Source organism: Micromonospora zamorensis (assembly GCF_900090275.1).
Lineage (GTDB): Bacteria > Actinomycetota > Actinomycetes > Mycobacteriales > Micromonosporaceae > Micromonospora > Micromonospora zamorensis.
This window is the reverse complement of the sequence record NZ_LT607755.1, coordinates 5,372,532-5,391,856: the sequence shown is the minus strand read 5'-3', so window position 1 is coordinate 5,391,856 and position 19,325 is coordinate 5,372,532. Positions and strand designations below refer to the sequence as shown.

The following is a 19,325-nucleotide window of genomic DNA, read 5'->3' as shown; positions in this document are numbered from 1 at the left end:
TGGCCTGATCGGTGCCAGGATGACTGATACGGTCCGGAAAACCGACTGGTATCAGGGAGTGGGACGACCATGGGTAAGAAGGTCACTGTCGTCGGGGCTGGCTTCTACGGCTCCACCACCGCACAGCGCCTGGCCGAGTACGACGTCTTCGACACCGTAGTGATCACCGACATCGTGGAGGGCAAGCCCGCGGGCCTCGCGCTCGACCTCAACCAGTCCCGGGCCATCGAGGGCTTCGAGACCAAGGTGGTCGGTGTCACCACCGGCCCCAACGGTGAGGGCTACGAGCAGATCGAGGGCTCCGACGTCGTCGTGATCACCGCTGGTCTGCCGCGTAAGCCCGGCATGAGCCGGATGGACCTGCTGGAGACCAACGCCAAGATCGTCCGCCAGGTCGCCGAGAACGTCGCCAAGTACGCCCCGAACGCCGTCGTCATCGTGGTCTCCAACCCGCTGGACGAGATGACCGCGCTGGCGCAGCTCGCCACCCAGTTCCCGAAGAACCGGGTGCTCGGCCAGGCCGGCATGCTCGACACCGCCCGGTTCAGCAACTTCGTCGCCGAGGCGCTGAACGTGCCGGTGGCGTCGGTACGCACTCTGACCCTGGGCTCGCACGGGGACACCATGGTCCCGGTGCCCTCGAAGAGCACCGTCAACGGCAAGCCGCTGCGTGACGCGATGCCGGCCGAGCAGATCGAGGAGCTGGTCGTCAAGACCCGCAACGGTGGCGCTGAGGTGGTCGCGCTGCTCAAGACCGGTTCGGCCTACTACGCCCCGTCCGCCGCCGCGGCTCGGATGGCGAAGGCCGTCGCGGAGGACTCGGGCGAGGTCATGCCGGTCTGCGCCTGGGTCGACGGCGAGTACGGCATCTCCGGTGTCTACCTGGGTGTCGAGGCCGAGATCGGCGCCGAGGGCGTCAAGCGGGTCGTCGAGACCGACCTGGACGCCGACGAGCGCGCCAGCCTCCTGGAGGCGGCCGAAGCCGTCCGCGCCAAGCAGGGCGACATCTCCAGCATGTAGTTCCCCGAACCAGAACCACCCGAGGGGCCCGCCGGCAAACCGGCGGGCCCTTCCCCGTCCCCCGGGGCTCCCACCCCCGCCTGATTGATCAAGAGGTTTGCGTCACCGCGACCGCGATTCCTGACGCAAACCTCTTGATCACCCGGGTGGGGGTGGGACCGGCCGGTGATCACGGGGAGTGGGGTGGGGAAGCGGGGTGAAGGGGGTGGCCAGGTGGGGGGTGGCCAGGACGGTGGGGGAGTGGGTGCGCAGGGTGGCCCGCCGGGAGGTGCGGGCCAGGTCCGGGTCCACCTCGTGGGCGTACGCCAGGTCGGGGTCGACGAGTTGCACGGCGTGCACCAGCAGGTCGCCGGTGACCAGCATCCGTTCGTCAGCCGAGGTCAGGAGCACCGACTGGTGGCCCGGGGTGTGGCCGGGGGTGGGCAGCAGGCGTACCGCCGGGGTGACAGTGGTCTCGCCGTCGACCACCCGGAGCTGGCCGGCGGCGCGCAGGGGTGCGATCAGGCCGGCCGGCAGTCCGGGGTTGAGCGTCTCCGCCGCGTCCAGCTCGGCGCGCTGCACCAGATAGCTGGCGTTCGGGAAGTACGGCCGGCCCGGCGTGCCGGTGACGGCCCAACCGATGTGGTCGCTGTGCAGGTGGGTCAGCACGACAGTGTCGACGTCGGCCGGGTCGATGCCCGCCGCGGCCAGCTCGGCGGGCATCCGGCCGGGCACGGGCGCCCAGCTCGCGGCCAGCGCGTCGACGGGCCCGATGCCGGCGTCGACCAGGGTGACCGGCCCGTCGCCGGAGCGGATCGCAAAACTGCGGAACGGCAGCCACCACTGCCCGTCGGCGGTCACCGAGCCTGGGTCGCGCCGGTCGGCCTCCGCCCAGTGCGCCGCCGTGGCCTGCGGGAACGCCTCCGCGCGGGGCTGGAAGAAGGCACCCTCACCGTCGGTGAGTGCGGTGACCGTGATAGACCCAAGGGTGCGGTTCAGTGGCATCGGGCGATGATTCCAGGGCATTCCTGTTCCGCGCAGCCCGGTTTCCGCCGGTCGGTCGAGGCCGGCTGGGGGCTGCCGGCCCAATTGCAGTACGCTCGTACTGCTTGAGCACGTGTCCCCCGAGAGGAGCGCCGGTCGATGGCGAAGATCAAGGTAAACAACCCGGTCGTTGAACTCGACGGCGACGAGATGACCCGGATCATCTGGAAGCAGATCCGGGAGCAGCTGATCCTGCCCTACCTCGACGTCGACCTGCACTACTACGACCTGTCGATCCAGCACCGCGACGAGACCGACGACCAGGTCACGATCGACGCCGCCAACGCCATCAAGGAGCACGGCGTCGGCGTCAAGTGCGCGACCATCACCCCGGACGAGGCCCGGGTCGAGGAGTTCGGCCTGAAGAAGATGTGGCGGTCGCCCAACGGCACCATCCGCAACATCCTCGGCGGCGTCGTCTTCCGTGAGCCGATCATCATGTCCAACGTGCCGCGGCTCGTCCCCGGCTGGACCAAGCCGATCATCATCGGCCGGCACGCGCACGGTGACCAGTACAAGGCCACCGACTTCGTCGTCCCCGGCCCGGGCACGGTGACCATCACCTACACCCCCGCCGACGGTGGCGCGCCGATGGAGATGGAGGTCGCCAACTTCTCCGGCGGCGGCATCGCCATGGGCATGTACAACTACGACGAGTCGATCCGGGACTTCGCCCGGGCGTCGTTCCGCTACGGGCTGGACCGCAACTACCCGGTCTACCTGTCCACCAAGAACACCATCCTCAAGGCGTACGACGGTCGGTTCAAGGACCTCTTCGCCGAGGTGTTCGAGGCCGAGTTCAAGGCCGAGTTCGACGCCGCCGGCATCACCTACGAGCACCGGCTGATCGACGACATGGTCGCCGCCGCGCTCAAGTGGGAGGGCGGCTACGTCTGGGCCTGCAAGAACTACGACGGTGACGTGCAGTCCGACACCGTCGCGCAGGGCTTCGGCTCGCTGGGTCTGATGACCTCCGTCCTGCTCTCCCCGGACGGTCGTACCGTCGAGGCCGAGGCCGCCCACGGCACTGTCACCCGGCACTACCGGCAGTACCAGAAGGGTGAGAAGACGTCGACCAACCCGATCGCGTCGATCTACGCCTGGACCCGGGGCCTGGCCCACCGGGGCAAGCTGGACGGCACCCCGGCGGTCACCGAGTTCGCCAACACCCTGGAGCAGGTCATCGTCGACACCGTCGAAGGCGGCCAGATGACCAAGGACCTCTCGCTGCTCATCTCGCGGGACGCCCCGTGGCTGACCACCGACGAGTTCATGAACGCGCTCGACGAGAACCTGGCCCGTAAGATCGCCGCCTGATCCAGGCGTACCGCATCATCGGAGCCCGCCGGCGTCTCAGCCGGCGGGCTTCGGCGTGTCCGGGGCTGACGCGCCGAGGGTCGTCACCGCCGTCGGCGCGCCTCGTTGACCAGGATGGACGAGATGCCAGTCGCGTCCAGGAAGGTTGACCTCGGTCGACCCGCGGCACCCGTGCGCCGATCAGCCAGCCTTCCCGGCTGTGCCGTGCACAGCCAGCCGTCCCTTCCCTGCGGGGGGCCCTGTCCCGGGCCCCCCGCGCCCTGTTTCGCAGCGCTCAGCGCGGGGTTTCGCAGCGCTCACCGCAGGGCGGGAAAGCAGCTCGGCTCAGGCGGCGCGCAGCAGCTCGGCGGCGCGTTCCGGGGAGATGTCGTTGATGAAGACACCCATCCCGGACTCGGAGCCCGCCAGATACTTCAGCTTGTCCTTGGCGCGCCGGATGCTGAACAGCTGAAGGTGCAGGTGGCCGAGCTCCCGGTCGATGCGCACCGGCGCCTGGTGCCAGGCCGAGATGTACGGCATCGGCATGTCGAACAGGCCGTCGAAGCGGCGCAGCAGATCCAGGTAGAGCGGCCCGAAGGCGTCCCGCTCGCTGTCGCTGAGCGCCGGGATGTCCGGCACCACCCGGCGCGGCGCGACGTGCACCTCGAACGGCCAACGGGCCGCCGCCGGGACGAACGCCGTCCAGTGTTCGTTCTCGGTGACCACCCGGTCGCCGGTGGCGCGCTCGGCGGCCAGCACGTCCGCGTACAGGTTGCCCCCGCCGGTCCGCTCGGCGTGCCGGCGGGCCGCGGCCAGCAGCGCGCGGGTGCGCGGCGTTACGAAGGGGTACGCGTAGATCTGCCCGTGCGGGTGGTGCAGTGTGACGCCGATTTCGACGCCCCGGTTCTCGAAGCAGAAGACCTGCTCCACGCCGGGCAGGTCACCGAGCACCTCGGTGCGGTCGGCGAGCGCGTCCAGCACCGTGCGGACCCGGCGCGGGGGCAGGCTGGCGAAGGACGCGTTGTGGTCCGAGGTGAAGCAGACCACCTCGCACCGCCCGAGGCCCGGCCGGACCGACGTGAACGGGGTGATCTCCCCGGGCTCGTCGGCGACCCGGCCGCTCAGCGACGGGAACCGGTTCTCGAAGACCACCACGTCGTAGTCGGGCGCGGGGATCTCGGTCAGCCGGTCGCCCACCGACGGGTCGAGCGGGCACTCGTTCGCCGGCGGGAGGAAGATGCGGGTCTGCCGGTGCACGGCGACCGCCACCCACTCGTCGGTCAGCGGGTCGTAACGCAGTTGGGACGCGGGAGGCGGCGGCGGCAGGTCGCGGCGGTCCGGCTGGTCGCGGACGGCGTCGTCGCGCTCGTCGAAGTAGATCAGCTCCCGGCCGTCGGCCAGGTCGATCGCGGTGCGCTTCACGGCGCCGTCCCCTCACTCATCGGCGTGCGCGTCGCGCGGCCCGCCCCTGTTGCCTTCACCATGATCAATTCGCCCACGTGTTCGCCGAGTACCCGTCGAGCGGGCGGAGGCAACCGGTCGTCGCTGACCAGTACGTGTGCGGCGGCCAGCTCGACGATCGAGGAGATGCCCACCGTGCCCCACTTGGTGTGGTCGGCGAGCACCACCAACCGGTCCGCCGCGGCCACGAGCGCCCGGTCGGTCTCCGCCTCCATGAGGTTCGGGGTGGTGAAGCCGGCCCGCTCGGTGATGCCGTGCACGCCCAGGAAGAGCAGATCCAGGTGCAGCGACCGGACCGCACCGACCGCGAGTGGGCCGACCAACGCGTCCGACGGTGTGCGTACGCCCCCGGTGAGCACCACCGTCTGGTCCGGTCGACCTCCGGCGTGCAGGATCTCGGCCACCGGCAGCGAGTTGGTCACCACTGTCAGGCCGGGCACGTCCACCAACCTCCGGGCCAGCTCGGCGGTGGTGGTGCCGGCGGAGAGGGCGACCGCCGCGCCCGGCCGGACGAGCTGGGCGGCCCGGTCCGCGATGGCGGCCTTCTCCGGCAGTTGGCGGACCGACTTGGCGTGGAAGCCCGGCTCGTCGGTGGACCCCGGCCCGGCTGTGGTGGCGCCGCCGTGCACCTTGGCCAGCAGGCCGCGCTCGTGCAACGCCTCCAGGTCACGGCGGATGGTCATGTCGGAGACACCGAACTCGGTGGCCAGCTCGCTCACCCGGACGCCGCCGGTCGACCGGACCCGCTCCAGGATGGCCACCTGCCGCTGCTGAGCGAGCATTGCCGTGCCTCCCGGGGGTCCCCGTACTCTCACGCGGTCAAACGTGTTCCAACAAAGATGAACACTAGCGCGTGGCGGGCAGCTGTGGAAGGAACGGGGGCACGGCGACGCCTCAGGCGGAGGCGATCTTCAGCTCCACCCAGCCGGTCTCGGTCAGGTGGTGCAGCACCGCCTGCACCGCGTCCGGGACGCTCAGGTCGGTGGTGTCGAGCACCAGGTCGGCGTCGGTCGGCTCCTCGTACGGGTCGTCGATGCCGGTCATCCCGGTGAGCAGGCCCGCCCGTGCCCGCGCGTACAGGCCCTTGCGGTCCCGCCGCTCGCACACCTCCAGCGGGGTGGCGACGTGCACCAGCACGAAACCCGCACCGGCGGCCAGGGCCATCTCACGGGCAGTGGCGCGGGCGGCCGCGTACGGGGCGATCGGGCAGCAGATGCCCACCCCGTGGTGCCGGGCGACCTCGGCGGCCACCCAGCCGATCCGTCGGACGTTGAGATCCCGGTCGGCCTTGCTGAAGCCCAGCCCGGCGGAGAGTTCCCGCCGCACCACGTCCCCGTCGAGCAGTGTCACCGTCCGGTCGCCGCTCTCGCGCAACGCGTCCGCCAACCCTCGGGCGATCGTCGACTTGCCGGAACCGGAGAGGCCGGTCATGAAGACCACCAGCCCCCGGTGCCGGCGCGGCGGCCGGGCCCGGGCCAGCTCCCTCGCCACGGCTGGCGGGGTGTGCCACTCCGGCAACGGGAAACCCCGGTCGAGCAGGTCGTCGATCTCCTGCTGGGTCAACGCGAGCCGACGGTTGCGCGGTGGGATGTCCTCCCGCCAGCGCCACTGCCCGTCCCGGTTGTCGTACGCCAGCTCGCGCGGCACCAGCACCCGCAGCCCGGCACCGGAGAGCATCTCGCCGGTGGAGAGCAGGTGGGTGACCCCGTACGAGGCGGAGACCCGGGCGCGCAGCAGCGCGTCGCTGATCTCCTCCTGTCGGTGCGACAACGGCACCGCGACCAGGGTGGCGGGCGGCATCCGGTCGCGGGCGGCGAAGACGGCGCGTACCAGCGCCTCCGGCGGGAGTCCGCCGACGCCACCCTCACCGACCGGGATCATCACGAGCAGGTGCGCGGCCAGGGTGCGGGCGGCATGGGCGATCTGGGCGAGCTGCGGACGATGCAGCGGCCGATCGGCGATGACGCCGAGCACCCGGCCCGGGGGCAGCAGCGCGCGGACCTCTTCCGGGCTGCGGCGCAGCCGTTGGAACGGGCCGTGACCACCGTCGCCCAGTCGCCGGACCTGGCCGCCGACCCCCGCCACGCCTTCGCGGACCGGCCAGACGTCCGCCACGTCCAGGGCAGCCGTCGGGGCGCCCTCGCCGTCGGTGAGCACCAGCGCCCGACGGGCCGGGTCGCGCGGATCGAAACTCTGCGCCAGGGCGGCCGGCACCTGGAGGGTCACCGCGACCTGCCACGGCGAGCCGTCGGCCAGCCGGCCGCGTCGGCTCACCGAGACCAGGTCAGCGCGGGTCATGAAGCCGTTCAGAGGGGCGTACGCGCCAGTCAGCAGCAGCTCCAGATCCGCGAGCTCACCCGGACGCGGCGTGTACGCCGGTGCGTCCCGCAGCACCTCGTCGGGCAGCACCCAGCCGTTGCTCATCCACACCCCCCACTCGCTGACCGGCACACAGTTTCGCAGCCGACCGCCGATCGGTCGAGGGCGCCACTCCACGACCTCGACGGGCGGGAGCACCGCCGGATCGGATCCGCCAGCCCTCACTGACGACTGCCCGATTACTGCCCGTTGAACGGAACGTGAATCGTCCCACCCCCGATGGGCTTTTTCCGAGGTGGGGTGGCGCCGGGCGCCGGACTGCGGAAACACCTCCCCAGCAGCAGGGCAGGGGGACCTTAGGGGTCCGCTACGCCAAGGATCAGGGAAGCGCCGGGGGCGCGCCGGTGTCTCAGGCAGGCCCGCACTCCCTACGCTGGGCACCGTGACACTGATCGCGACCCAGTCGCTCACCAAGACGTACGGAGGTCGGGTCACCGCGCTCGCCGACCTCACCGTCGCCGTCGAGCCCGGGATCATCGGCCTGGTGGGCGCGAACGGCGCCGGTAAATCCACCTTGATCAAGATTCTGCTCGGCCTGATCGCACCAACCAGCGGTCAGGTCTCGGTGCTCGGCATCGACCCGACCGCAGACCCGGCGGCTGTCCGCAACCGGGTCGGCTACATGCCGGAGCACGACTGCCTCCCACCGGACCTGTCCGCCGCCGAACTGGTCACCCATCTTGGCCGGATGAGCGGCCTGCCCCGCACCGCGGCTCGCGAGCGGGCCTCGGAGGCGCTGCGGCACGTGGGGCTCTATGAGGAGCGCTACCGCCCGGTCGGTGGCTACTCGACCGGCATGAAGCAGCGGGTCAAGCTGGCCCAGGCGCTGGTGCACGACCCCGACCTGCTGCTGCTCGACGAGCCGACCAACGGCCTTGACCCGGCCGGCCGCGACGCCATGCTGGCCCTGGTGCACCGGATCGGCACCGAGTTCGGCATCTCCGTGCTGGTCTGCTCGCACCTGCTCGGGGAGGTGGAGCGGATCTGCGACACGTTGATCGCCATCGACGGCGGCAAACTGCTGCGCGCCGACCACATCTCCGCGATGACCTCGGCCACCGACGTGCTCGCCGTCGAGGTGAGCGAGGGCACCGAGGAGCTCGCCGCCCGGCTCGCCGAACTCAAACTGCCGGTGGCGCGGGACGGGCGACTGCTCCTCGTGCCACTCGCCGACGACGGCACCTACGACCTGATCCTCGGCGCGGTCGCCGAACTGGACCTGCCACTGCACCGACTGGACCAGCGCCGGCACCGGGTGGCCGAACTCTTCGCCACGAGGGAGCTCTCCCATGCCTGAGCCGACCGCCTCCGCCGTGCGCCCCGCGCCGACGGGCGTCATCCACGACATCGGCTACCAGCGCTACGAGGGCCCGAGGCTGGGCCGCCGGCAGGTCTTCGGCGCCCTCTACCTGCACGGGCTGCGCACCGCGTTCGGGTTCGGGCGCAGCGCCAAGGCCAAGATCTTCCCGTGGCTGGTGGTCGGCATCGTCTCCCTGGTCGCGGTGGCCCTGGCCGCGGTACGCAGCCAGATCGGCGAGCCGGTCGCCACGTACGCCCAGTTCGCCGACGCGATGAGCTGGCTTGTCATCTTCTTCGTCGCGGTCGTCGCTCCGGAGCTGGTCTCTCGGGACCTGCGCAGCGGTGTGCTGCCGCTGTACTTCTCCCGGCCGCTGCCGCGCAGCGACTACGCGCTGGCGAAGCTGCTGGCGCTGGTCACCGCCCTCTGGCTGCTGCTCGGCGGGCCACAGCTGCTGATGTTCCTGGGTGCAGCCTTCACCACCAAGCAGGGCATGCGCGGGGTGTGGAACGAGCTGCTCGACCTGCTGCCCGGGCTGCTCTACGCCGGGCTGTGGGCGGTGGTCTTCGCCTCGGTCGGGCTGCTGGTCGCCTCGCTGACCGGCAAGCGCGCCTTCGCCGCCGGTGGGGTGGTGGCGGTCTTCCTGATGACCACCCCGATCGTCGGGGTGCTGAGCATCCTGCCGTCGCGCGCCGCCAACGAGCTGGCCGGGCTGGCCTCGCCCTCCACGCTGGTGCAGGGGGTGGGCATCTGGTCGCTGGGTGACCTGCTGGTCGAGGGCGATCCGGGCGAGATGATGATCGGCGGGTTCGGCCCGGTCTATGCCCTGGCCGCGGTGCTGTTGGTCGCGGGCGCGACCGCCCTCCTGCTGGCTCGCTACCGGAAGGTCGCCTCCTGATGAGCACGCTGAGCCTGACCGGGGTGTCCCGGTGGTACGGCAACGTGGTCGCGGTCAACGACATCAGCATGGCCCTGGGGCCGGGCGTTACCGGGCTGCTCGGCCCGAACGGCGCTGGCAAGACCACTCTGCTGCACATGATGGCCGGTTTCCTGTCCCCGTCACGCGGCACGGTCACGCTCGACGACGAGCCGACCTGGCGCAACCCCGACGTCTACCGGCGGCTGGGGCTGGTCAGCGAGCGGGAGGCGGTGCAGGGCTTCCTCACCGCGTACGAATTCGTGCATGCCAGCGCGAAGCTGCACCGGCTGCCCGACCCGGCGGCAGCGGCCCGGCGGGCGATCGACCTGGTGGAGCTGGAGTCGGCACAGGACCGCCGGATCGGCACGTACTCCAAGGGCATGCGACAGCGGGCCCGGGTGGCCGCCGCGATGGTGCACGACCCACAGGTGCTGTTGCTCGACGAGCCGTTCAACGGGATGGACCCGCGCCAGCGGCTGCACATGATGGAGTTGCTGCACAGCCTGGGCGACGCCGGCCGGACGATCCTGTTCAGCTCGCACATCCTGGAGGAGGTCGAGCAGGTCTCCGGGACGGTGCAGGTGATGGTGGCCGGGCGGTTGGCGGCCTCCGGCGACTTCCGGACCATCCGTCGGTTGATGACCAATCGCCCGCACGTGTTCGCGGTGCGGTCGACGAACGACAGGGCGCTGGCCGTCGCGCTGATCGCCGAGCCGTCGGTGAGCGGAGTCGAGCTGGACCCGACGGGCCTGACCGTGCGCGCCGGTGACTATGGCGCCTTCACCCGGGCGCTACCCCGGATCGCGCTCAAGCAAGGCATCCGGGTGCGCCAGCTGGTGCCGTCCGACGAGTCTCTGGAGAGCGTCTTCTCCTACCTCGTGGAGGCCTGACCAGTGAGTGCGAGGAGTGAACGAGCGCAGCGAGTGAGCCCCGCAGTCACGAACGAAAGAAGCTGACATGTCGACCATTACCTGGATCACCGCGCGCGGGCTGTTCGGCCGGCGTCGGTTCCTGCTGCTGCTCCCGTTGCCGTTGGTGCTGCTCGGGCTGGCAGTGCTCTGCCGGTCGCTGGGGGTGGACCCGGGCGAGTGGGGGCCTCCGGTGCTGGTCGGCCTCGGGCTGGCCGTGGTGTTGCCGGTGGTCGCGCTGATCATCGGCACCGGCGTGCTGGGCGCCGAGATCGACGACGGCACTGTGGTGCACATCCTGACCAAGCCGCTGCCGCGCTGGCAGATCGTGCTGCCGAAGCTCGCGGTGGCCGCCGGGGTCACCGCGGCCACCGTGGTGGTGCCGCTCTACGTCGCGGGCGTGCTGGCCGCTTCGGTACGCCTCGGACTGGCACTGGCGGTCGCTGCGGCGCTCGGCGCGCTGGCGTACTCGGCGTTGTTCCTCGCGCTCAGCCTGGTCACCAGGCGGCCGGTGCTGCTCGGCCTGGTCTACGTGCTGATCTGGGAGGGGCTGCTGGGCAACTTCGTCAGCGGCACCAAGGTGCTGTCCATCCAGCAGTACGTGATCGCCCTCGCCGACCGGCTCGCCCCCACCGGGCTGCTGGAGACCACCGTGTCGGTGCCGGTGGCGTCGGTGATGACCGCTCTGGTCAGCGTCGGTTTCACAGTGCTGGCCATCGACCGTCTGCGCTCGTTCAGCGTGGCCGGCGAGACGAGCTGACACCGGTGCGAAGCGCTGTTCCGGCCAGCCCCCGCCTGGCGGTAGGGCTGGCCGGATGGACCGGTCAGGCCACCTCAGGCCAGGCTGATGGGCGTGAGCGTCGAAGCGGAGCAGACGTCGTTGGCTGAGCCGTACTCCCGGAGCAGCCGGCCCTGGCTGACCAGTCTGGCCGTCGCCGGGCTGGCCTGCGCCACGGTCGCCACGGCCGCTCAGGGCACCGGCCAGTTCCACTGGTGGGCCGTGTTCATCCTGATCCCGGCCGCCCTGATCGCGGCCAGCGGCGGGCCGTTGCTGGCCCGGGGTGGTGGCCGGGCGTTCGCCGGTTACATGCTCGCCTGCATCGGCACCTTGGTGTTCGCGGTGGGCGCGCTGCTGATGTTCGGCGTGATGGGGCGGGGTTGGCCCCTGCTGGTGGTGTTGCCCTGTCTTGCGGTCGCCGGCACCTACTACTGGCGGGCGGCCCACCCGCTGGCCCGTGGCCTGCACCGGGCGGTGGCCCTGCTCGCGCTGACCGGCGCCCTGCTCGGTCTGACGCTGCAACTGATCCGGGTGGACCTGATCGACCTGGAGACCGGCTGGTGGGGTGCGTTCCTGATGCTGGCCGGGGCCATCGTGCTGGGCAACGCGGGCGAGCTGACCCGGCACCGGATGCCGTACCGCCTCCAGGCGATCACCCTGCTGGTGGGGCCCGCGGTGGTTGCGTTCCTGCTCGGGCTGCGCTTCCTGCGTGGTTGGTGACCGACGGCCGTTCCGCCCCGGTTGGCCCGGTGTGCTGTCGGCACACCGGGCCGCCTGGTCAGGTGGTCACGGAGACGGTGACCGTGCCGATGACGATCCGGTGATCCGAACAGGGACCACCGCAGGTGGTCGCGATGGCGAGTGAGTCGCCGCTGTACGACCCGGCGATCCGGTCATTGCGAACGAAGATCAGGTCGATCTTCTTGCCCTGGCCGCAGAGGCCCTCGGTGTTGCCGTCGTAGACGGTGGTCTCGCCGTACCCGGGACAGCGGCTGTCGGTGTCGTCCAGTTCCCGGTAGGCGCCGGTGTTGGCGCCGTTGTTCGGCGTGTTCAGACTGGCCGAATACCAGGAGTCGAGCCGTCCGTAGTGCGGCTGGGCGTTGAAGTCACCCGCGATCAGGACGGTGTCGCCGCTGGCGGCGAAACTGTCGATCCTGCTGCGTACCTCGTCCAACTGGGTCACGTTGATGTTCTTGCCGTTGATCACCGCATTCGACGGTGTGATGTGGGTGGTGCAGAACCGCAGGTGCGGGCGCGTTTCGAGCGGCGCGCAGAGCAGCTTGCGCCGCTCGCTGGTGCCGTCCGCGGCCAACGCGTAGCGGTTGGCTGCCCCGAGGGGTGCCCGGCTGAAGAGGGCCACCCCGAACGGTTCACCGCCACACGCGGTCTCGCTGTGCGCCTCGAACCGGGAGAAGTTGGAGTCGTCCTGCGGCCAACCGGATCCGAGCAGGTTCGCCTGTACGGCCTTGTACTGGCTCCAACAGAGCTCGTTGAGGGCGGCGAAGTTGGCGGCCCGGTTCCGGATGGAGTCCGAGAGGGCCGGGATGAGGCCGTCGTTGGTGGCGCCTCGGTGGATGGTCCAGCCGGCGACGTTCCACGTCCAACTGGTGTAGGTGGCGGTGACCGTCGCCGCCTGGGCGGGTCCGGCCAGGCCGACGGCGACGAGCAGCCCGGCCGTGAGCCCGGCGACGAGTGTACGAATGCGCATGAATCCCCGTATTCACTGTGCTGGATGATGACCAGTGATCATCGCATCGGTCAGCGTGACCGTCCAGCACACGTACCGGGTCAGAAGGCGCAGGCGATCACGAGCTCCGGGGTGCGGTCGGGGAGCAGGTCGAGTTTGCCGATCCGGCCGGCTGCCCGCAGGTCGTCGGCGACCAGGGTGAGCTGTTCCAGGAGCGCCGCCGGGCCGAGCGCCTCGGCCAGCGGCACCTCCGCCCTCATCGACAGCTTCCGCTCCGACTTGGCCCGCCGCACCTGGCTCAACGCGTCGCCGGCGAGGCGCAGCAGCGCCGGGTCACCCGACCCCTCGATCGTCCGGGCCACCTCGTAGGTGGTGGGCCACGGCGCACGGTGCACCGAGCCGTACCGCCACCACGACCAGACCTCCTCGGTCACGTACGGCAGGAACGGGGCGAACAGTCGCAGCTGCACCGACAGCGCCGAGGCCAGCGCCGCCCGCGCCGAGTCGGCCCCCGCACCGGTGCCATAGGCGCGTTCCTTGACCAGCTCGATGTAGTCGTCGCAGAACCGCCAGAAGAACGCCTCGGTGGCCTGCAACGCCGCCGTGTGGTCGTACGAGTCGAAGGCGGTGCTGGCGGCGGTGACCACGGTGGCCAGCTCGGCGAGCATGGCCCGGTCCAGTGCAGTGGTCGCCGGTGCGCGTAACGCGTCCGCCGCACCCAGCCCGAGCGCGAACTTGGACGCGTTGAGCAGCTTGGTTGCCAGCCGCCGGCCGATCTTGATCTGTGCCGGGTCGTAGGCCAGGTCCATGCCGGGCTTGCCGCTGGCCGCCCAGTAGCGCACCGCGTCCGAGCCGTGCTGCTCCAACAGCGCCAGCGGGGTGACCACGTTGCCCTTGGACTTGGCCATCTTCTTGTGGTCCGGGTCGAGGATCCAGCCGGAGAGCACGGTGTCCCGCCAGGGCAGCACCCCGTGCTCGAAGTGCGAGCGAACCACGGTGTCGAAGAGCCAGGTCCGGATGATCTCCTGCCCCTGGGGGCGGAGGTCCATCGGGAAGACCGTGGCGAACAGGTCCGGGTCGGTCTCCCAGCCACCGACGATCTGCGGGGTCAACGACGAGGTGGCCCAGGTGTCCAACACGTCCGGGTCGCCGATGAAGCCACCCGGACGGCCGCGCTGCGACTCGTCGTAGCCGGGCGCCGGATCGCTGGATGGATCGACTGGCAGCGCGGACTCGTCCGGCGTGAGAGGGTGGGACCAGTCCGGCTCGCCAGTGTCGTCGAGCCGGTACCAGACCGGCACCGGCACCCCGAAGAAGCGCTGGCGACTGACCAGCCAGTCCCCGGTCAGGCCACCCACCCAGTTGTCGTAGCGGTGCTTCATGTGCCCCGGCACCCAGTGCAGCTCCTCGCCCCGAGCCAGCAGCGTCGCCCGCAGCTCGGTATCCCGGCCGCCGTTGCGCAGATACCACTGTCGAGTCGAGACGATCTCCAGTGGCCGGTCGCCGCGTTCGTAGAACTTGACCGGGTGGGTGATCGGGCGCGGCTCACCGATCAGGTCACCCGCGTCGGCCAGCATCCCGACGATCTCCCGGCGGGCGCCGTTGACGGTCTGCCCGGCCAGCGCCGCGTACGGCTGGGCCGGCACCCCGGCCGGCGGCTCGGGCAGCAGCCGGCCGTCCCGGCCGATCACCACCCGGGTGTCCAGTCGCAGCTCACGCCACCAGGTCACGTCGGTCAGGTCACCGAACGTGCAGACCATCGCGACGCCGGTGCCCTTGGCGGGGTCGGCGAGGGGGTGGGCATACACCGGCACCTCGACGGCGAACAACGGGCTGCGCACCGTGCCGCCCACCAGGTCGGCGTACCGCTCGTCGTCGGGGTGACAGACCAGCGCCACACAGGCCGGCAGCAGCTCGGGTCGGGTGGTGTCGATGAGCACCTCCCGCCCGTCGGGCGTGGCGAACCGCAGCCGGTGGTACGCGCCGGGGCGCTCCCGGTCCTCCAACTCCGCCTGGGCGACCGCGGTGGCGAAGCCGACGTCCCAGAGCGTCGGTGCCTCCGACTGGTACGCCTCGCCCCGCAGCAGGTTGCGCACGAAAGCCCGCTGACTGGTGGCCCGGGCGACCCGGCCGATCGTCGTGTAGGTCAACGACCAGTCCACCGAGAGCCCGAGCCGCCGCCACAACGCCTCGAACACCTGCTCGTCGGTGACCGTCAGTCGTTCGCACAGCTCGATGAAGTTGCGTCGGGAGATCGGGGTGGGGTCACGGCGGGCCGCGTCGTCGACCGGGGCCGCCGGTGGCCGCCACACCGGGTCGTACGCCAGCGCCGGATCGCAGCGCACCCCGTACACGTTCTGCACGCGCCGCTCGGTGGGCAGGCCGTTGTCGTCCCAGCCCATCGGGTAGAAGACTGCCTTGCCGCGCATCCGCTGGTAGCGCGCGACGGTGTCGGTGTGCGTGTACGAGAAGACGTGCCCCATGTGCAACTCGCCCGATACGGTCGGCGGTGGGGTGTCGATGGCGTACACGTCCTTACGCTCTTTCTTCGAGCGGTCGAACGCGTACGTGCCCTCCTCCTGCCAGCGGCGTGCCCAGCTCTCCTCGAGCCCGTCCAGGGTCGGACGCTCGGGAACGCCGGCGCGGGCCGTCCTCGCCGTTTCGGTCATCATGCGATCGTAGGCACCTCCCGGGTGCCCGGCCACGTAGTTGCCGCCGAACACACCGGCGGGCAGACGGGCGGGCATCGACCGGGGACAGGCAGTCAGATCAGCGAGTCGCGCCACTGCCGGTGCAGGTCCGCGTACCGGCCGTCGGCCTCGGCCAGCACGGCGGGCGGGCCGTCCTCGACGACCTTGCCGTCGTCGAGGACCAACACCCGGTCGGCGGTTTCCACAGTGGAGAGCCGGTGCGCGATCACCAGGGCGGTGCGGTCGCGCAGGATGGTGCCGAGGGCCCGCTGCACAAGCCGCTCGGTCGGCACGTCCAGCGACGACGTGGCCTCGTCCAGGATCAGCACTGCCGGGTCGGCCAGGAAGGCCCGGGCGAACGCGACGAGCTGCCGTTGCCCGGCGGAGAGTCGGCCGCCGCGCCGGTGCACCTGGGTGGCGTACCCCTCGGGCAGCGCCGAGATGAAGCTGTGCGCGCCGATCGCCCGCGCGGCGGCCTGGACCTCGGCGTCGTCCGCGCCCGGGCGACCGAACCGGATGTTCTCCGCGACGGTCCCACTGAACAGGTGGTTCTCCTGCGTCACCAGCACCACCGCCCGGCGCAGGTCGGCGTCGCGCACGTCGCGCAGGTCGACCCCGTCCAGCCGTACCGTCCCGGTGTCCGGGTCGTGGAACCGGGCGACCAGCTTGGCGATGGTCGACTTGCCCGCGCCGGTCGGCCCGATCAGCGCCACGGTCTGCCCGGCCGGCACGGTCAGCTCCAGCTCGGCGAGGATCGGGGTGTCCGGGCGGTAGCCGAAGGAGACCGCCCGGAAGGTCAGCTCGCCGCGGCCGGGGCCGGTCGGCAGCGGGGTGGGTCGGGCCGGCTCGGCGACGGCCGGTCGTTCGTCGAGCACCCCGGCCAGCTTCTCCAGAGCCGCGGTGGCCGACTGGAGCGAGTTGTAGAACTGGCTCAGCTCCTGCATCGGCTCGAAGAAGCGGCGCAGGTAGAGCAGGAACGCGGCGAGCACTCCAACCTCGGTCTGCCCGCCGAGCACCCGCCAGCCGCCGTAGCAGAGCACCACCGCCACTGTGACGTTGCCGATCAGCTTGATCGCGGGCGAGTACGTGGCGATCAGCCGGAACGCGTGCAGGCTGGTGCGGCGGTAGTCGTCGCCGAGCGCCACGAAGATCCGTTGGTTGCGCGGCTCCCGGCGGAACGCCTGCACCGCCCGGATGCCCCGCATCGACTCGACGAAATGCACGATGACCAGCGCGACAGCGTCCCGGGTCCGTCGGTAGGCGCTGGCCGAGGACCGGGCGAACCAGCGGGAGAGCCAGAACAGGAACGGGAAGGCGAGCAGCGTCACGGCGGCCAGCGGCAGGTCCAGCCAGAGCAGGATGGCGGCCACCGACAGGATGGACAGCCCGGCCAGCACCAGGCTGTCGATCCCGCCGTCGACCAGTTCGGCGATCGAGTCCAGGTCACTGGTGAGCCGGGAAACCATCCGGCCGGAGGTGTAGCGCTCGTGGAAACCCACCGACAGCCGCAGGAAGTGCCCGAACACCTTCTGCCGCAGGTCCAGCAGGACGGCCTGGCCGATGCGCGCGGAGAGGGTGAGGAATCCGCGACGGGCCACGTACTCGGTCACCGAGGCCGCCGCGAACGCCCCGGCGACGGCGACCAGCGGGCCGGGGTCGCCGGCCCGCAGCGGCGGGATGGCCCGGTCGATGCCGATCATGACCAGGTACGGGCCGGCCATCGCCGCGGCGTTCTGGGCCAGCAGGAGGCCGACCGCGACGGCGAGTCGCCCCCGGTGCGGGCGCAGCAGGTCGGCCAGCAGGACCCGGCTGAGCCGGCGTAGCCGGGTTACCGCCTCGGGCGCGGTGTCCTCGGCCCGGCTCCGGTCGGCCGCCGGGTCGGTGGCGGTTCCGCGCCAGCGGGTGAGTTCGGGCTCCTCCTCGGGCGGTGGGTCGGCCTGCTTCGGGACGGTCACGAGTGCACCAGCCCCCAGCCGTCCGAGGCGGACGGGCTCGACCCGGTGGCTCCGGACGACGGCGGGTGCCCGGCGGGCGGCCCGCCGGTCCTGGGTGGCGGTTCGGCGGCGAGCAGCGCCCGGTAGGCCGGCGTGGTGGCGAGCAGCTCGGAGTGCCGGCCGATCGCGGTGATCCGGCCGTCCTGGAGCAGCGCCACCCGGTCGGCCAGCGCGATCGTCGACGGCCGGTGCACGACCAACAGCGCGGTGCTGTCGCGCAGGACCCGACGCAGCGCCGCTTCGACCAGTGCCTCGGTGTGCACGTCGAGCGCGGACAGCGGGTCGTCCAACACCAGCACCGGGGGCCGGCCGAGCACGGCGCGCGCCAACGCGAGCCGCTGCCGTTGCCCGCCGGAGAGGGACAGCCCCTGCTCACCCACGCGGGTGGCCAACCCCCACGGCAGGTCGTACGCGAAGTCGGCCTGAGCCAGCGCGAGAGCGGCGCGTACGTCGTCGTCGCCGGCGTCCGGGTGACCCAGGGTGAGGTTCTCGCGGACCGACATGGAGAACAGCGTGGGTTCCTCGAACGCCACCCCGACCAGCCGGCGCAGCGAGGCCAGTCGCAGCTCGCGCAGGTCGTGCCCGTCCAGGGTGATCCGACCGGCGGTGACGTCGTGCAGCCGGGGCACCAGGGACAGCAGGGTGCTCTTGCCGGACCCGGTGGCCCCGACCAGGGCCAGCGTCTCACCCGGCTCGATGGTCAGGTCGATCTCGTGCAGCACCGGCGCGGCGGCACCCGGGTAGCTGAACGCGACGCGCTCGAAGCGGAGCCGCCCGTGGACCGCGTCGCGGGGGAGTGCGAGCGCGCCGGGGGAGTCCACGATCCGGGGTGGGGTGTCCAGCACCTCCTGGATCCGGTCGGCGGCGGTGGAGGCCTCCTGGCCGTTGGCGATGATCCAACCCAGCGACTGCACCGGCCAGATGAGCATCAGTTGGAGGCTGACGAACGCGACCAGCTCGCCGATGGTGAGCGCGCCTCTGGCGGCGGCGGCCGCCCCGGCCACCAGCACCACGCCCAGGGTCACGTTCGGCACCAGGTCGAGCAACGCCGAGGTGTTGGCCAGCAGCCGACCCTTGCCGACGCCCGTGTCGTGCAGCCTTCGGGCCCCACCGGCGAAGCGGGCGGCCAGTTCGGGCCCCCGGCCGTACGCCTTCATGGTGCGCAGGCCCTGCGCGGTCTCCTCGACCAGGGTCGCCACGTCGCCCTGCTGGTCCTGCATCCGTCGGGACGCGGCGTGGTAGTGCCGCCCGAACCGGCGGCTGATCAGCAGCAGTGGCACCGCGCTGGCCGCCACCAGCACCCCGAGTGCCGCGTGCAGGTTGATCAGCAGCACCACCACGACCACGTAGGTGGTCAGGTTGAGCACCAGGAAGAACACGCCGAAGGAGAGGAACCGGCGGATCACCGACAGGTCGCTGGTGATCCGGGAGAGCAACTGCCCGGACTGCCACCGGTCGTGGAAACTCGTCGGCAACCGTTGCAGGTGGGCGTAGACGTCGGCGCGCAGCGCCGCCTCCATGCCCACCGCCGAGGAGGACTGCACCCACCGGCGGATGAAGATGAGCACCGCCTCGGCCACGCCGAGCAGCAGCGCCAGGCCCCCGAGCTGGAGCAGCCCGGCAGGTTCGTGGCGGGCCACCGGCCCGTCCACCACCCGCTGCACGACCAGCGGTACGGCGATCCCGGCCGCCGTGCCGGCGAGCCCCGCGAGGAGCAACCAGGCGAACTCGGCCGCGTACGGGCGCAGGTAGGGGCGCAGCCGCCAGAGGTTGTGCACGGGGTGGCTGCCCGCGGCGACCCGGGCGGCCGGGTCGCCGTCGCTCTCCACAGGCACTACCAGACGGTAGCGTCTAACAGGTGTCGATGCCTCTG

Annotated in this window: 15 protein-coding genes; 7 read left to right on the top strand and 8 right to left on the bottom strand. The window is 71.3% G+C overall.

Features of this window, described 5'->3' with window-relative positions:
* The first annotated feature begins 69 nt into the window (after positions 1-69).
* Positions 70-1,020 carry a malate dehydrogenase gene (locus GA0070619_RS23930; protein ID WP_088950131.1) on the top strand — a complete coding sequence of 317 codons (951 nt, stop codon included), beginning with the start codon at positions 70-72 and terminating at the stop codon, positions 1,018-1,020.
* Between the two features lie 138 nt (positions 1,021-1,158).
* Here GA0070619_RS23930 and GA0070619_RS23925 read toward each other — a convergent pair whose 3' ends face one another.
* On the bottom strand, positions 1,159-2,004 hold the full coding sequence (locus GA0070619_RS23925) for an MBL fold metallo-hydrolase (RefSeq protein WP_088950130.1): 846 nt from the start codon (positions 2,002-2,004) through the stop codon (positions 1,159-1,161).
* A 138-nt stretch (positions 2,005-2,142) separates the two neighbouring features.
* Between GA0070619_RS23925 and GA0070619_RS23920 the strand changes: the two genes are divergently transcribed.
* A complete protein-coding gene (locus tag GA0070619_RS23920; RefSeq protein WP_088950129.1) occupies positions 2,143-3,360 on the top strand; it encodes an NADP-dependent isocitrate dehydrogenase in 1,218 nt (405 codons plus the stop codon).
* A 324-nt stretch (positions 3,361-3,684) separates the two neighbouring features.
* On the opposite strand, the gene galT is transcribed toward GA0070619_RS23920, so the two are convergent.
* From galT to cysC, 3 genes are all read right to left on the bottom strand, one after another.
* The gene (galT, locus tag GA0070619_RS23915) at positions 3,685-4,761 is read right to left on the bottom strand and encodes a galactose-1-phosphate uridylyltransferase (protein ID WP_088950128.1); all 1,077 of its coding nucleotides are present in this window, start codon (positions 4,759-4,761) and stop codon (positions 3,685-3,687) included.
* Positions 4,758-5,582 carry a DeoR/GlpR family DNA-binding transcription regulator gene (locus tag GA0070619_RS23910; protein ID WP_088950127.1) on the bottom strand — a complete coding sequence of 275 codons (825 nt, stop codon included), beginning with the start codon at positions 5,580-5,582 and terminating at the stop codon, positions 4,758-4,760. Before GA0070619_RS23910 ends, galT begins: the two co-directional genes overlap by 4 nt.
* A 112-nt stretch (positions 5,583-5,694) precedes the next feature.
* On the bottom strand, positions 5,695-7,224 hold the full coding sequence (gene cysC / locus GA0070619_RS23905) for an adenylyl-sulfate kinase (protein ID WP_088952014.1): 1,530 nt from the start codon (positions 7,222-7,224) through the stop codon (positions 5,695-5,697).
* Positions 7,225-7,561: 337 nt separating this feature from the next.
* Here cysC and GA0070619_RS23900 point away from each other — a divergent pair, with 337 nt between their 5' ends.
* From GA0070619_RS23900 to GA0070619_RS23880, 5 genes are all read left to right on the top strand, one after another.
* On the top strand, positions 7,562-8,476 hold the full coding sequence (locus GA0070619_RS23900) for an ABC transporter ATP-binding protein (protein WP_088950126.1): 915 nt from the start codon (positions 7,562-7,564) through the stop codon (positions 8,474-8,476).
* Positions 8,469-9,374 carry an ABC transporter permease gene (locus GA0070619_RS23895; RefSeq protein ID WP_088950125.1) on the top strand — a complete coding sequence of 302 codons (906 nt, stop codon included), beginning with the start codon at positions 8,469-8,471 and terminating at the stop codon, positions 9,372-9,374. The genes GA0070619_RS23900 and GA0070619_RS23895 overlap by 8 nt, the downstream gene beginning before the upstream one ends.
* On the top strand, positions 9,374-10,285 hold the full coding sequence (locus GA0070619_RS23890) for an ABC transporter ATP-binding protein (RefSeq protein ID WP_088950124.1): 912 nt from the start codon (positions 9,374-9,376) through the stop codon (positions 10,283-10,285). Before GA0070619_RS23895 ends, GA0070619_RS23890 begins: the two co-directional genes overlap by 1 nt.
* A gap of 67 nt (positions 10,286-10,352) precedes the next feature.
* Positions 10,353-11,063: an ABC transporter permease subunit gene (locus GA0070619_RS23885; RefSeq protein ID WP_088950123.1), complete on the top strand. Its 711-nt coding sequence runs from the start codon at positions 10,353-10,355 to the stop codon at positions 11,061-11,063.
* A gap of 87 nt (positions 11,064-11,150) precedes the next feature.
* Complete coding sequence (locus GA0070619_RS23880; RefSeq protein WP_247671908.1) at positions 11,151-11,801, top strand: hypothetical protein; 651 nt, start codon at positions 11,151-11,153, stop codon at positions 11,799-11,801.
* Positions 11,802-11,859: 58 nt separating this feature from the next.
* On the opposite strand, the gene GA0070619_RS23875 is transcribed toward GA0070619_RS23880, so the two are convergent.
* The 4 genes from GA0070619_RS23875 to GA0070619_RS23860 form a co-directional block, all read right to left on the bottom strand.
* Positions 11,860-12,789, bottom strand: a complete 930-nt coding sequence (locus GA0070619_RS23875; protein ID WP_088950122.1) for an endonuclease/exonuclease/phosphatase family protein — start codon at positions 12,787-12,789, stop codon at positions 11,860-11,862.
* 80 nt (positions 12,790-12,869) lie between these two features.
* The gene (valS, locus tag GA0070619_RS23870; protein ID WP_088952012.1) at positions 12,870-15,437 is read right to left on the bottom strand and encodes a valine--tRNA ligase; all 2,568 of its coding nucleotides are present in this window, start codon (positions 15,435-15,437) and stop codon (positions 12,870-12,872) included.
* A 95-nt stretch (positions 15,438-15,532) separates the two neighbouring features.
* A complete protein-coding gene (locus tag GA0070619_RS23865; RefSeq protein WP_088950121.1) occupies positions 15,533-17,413 on the bottom strand; it encodes an ABC transporter ATP-binding protein in 1,881 nt (626 codons plus the stop codon).
* Positions 17,410-19,287 carry an ABC transporter ATP-binding protein gene (locus tag GA0070619_RS23860; protein ID WP_088950120.1) on the bottom strand — a complete coding sequence of 626 codons (1,878 nt, stop codon included), beginning with the start codon at positions 19,285-19,287 and terminating at the stop codon, positions 17,410-17,412. Before GA0070619_RS23860 ends, GA0070619_RS23865 begins: the two co-directional genes overlap by 4 nt.
* Between the last annotated feature and the right edge of the window lie 38 nt (positions 19,288-19,325).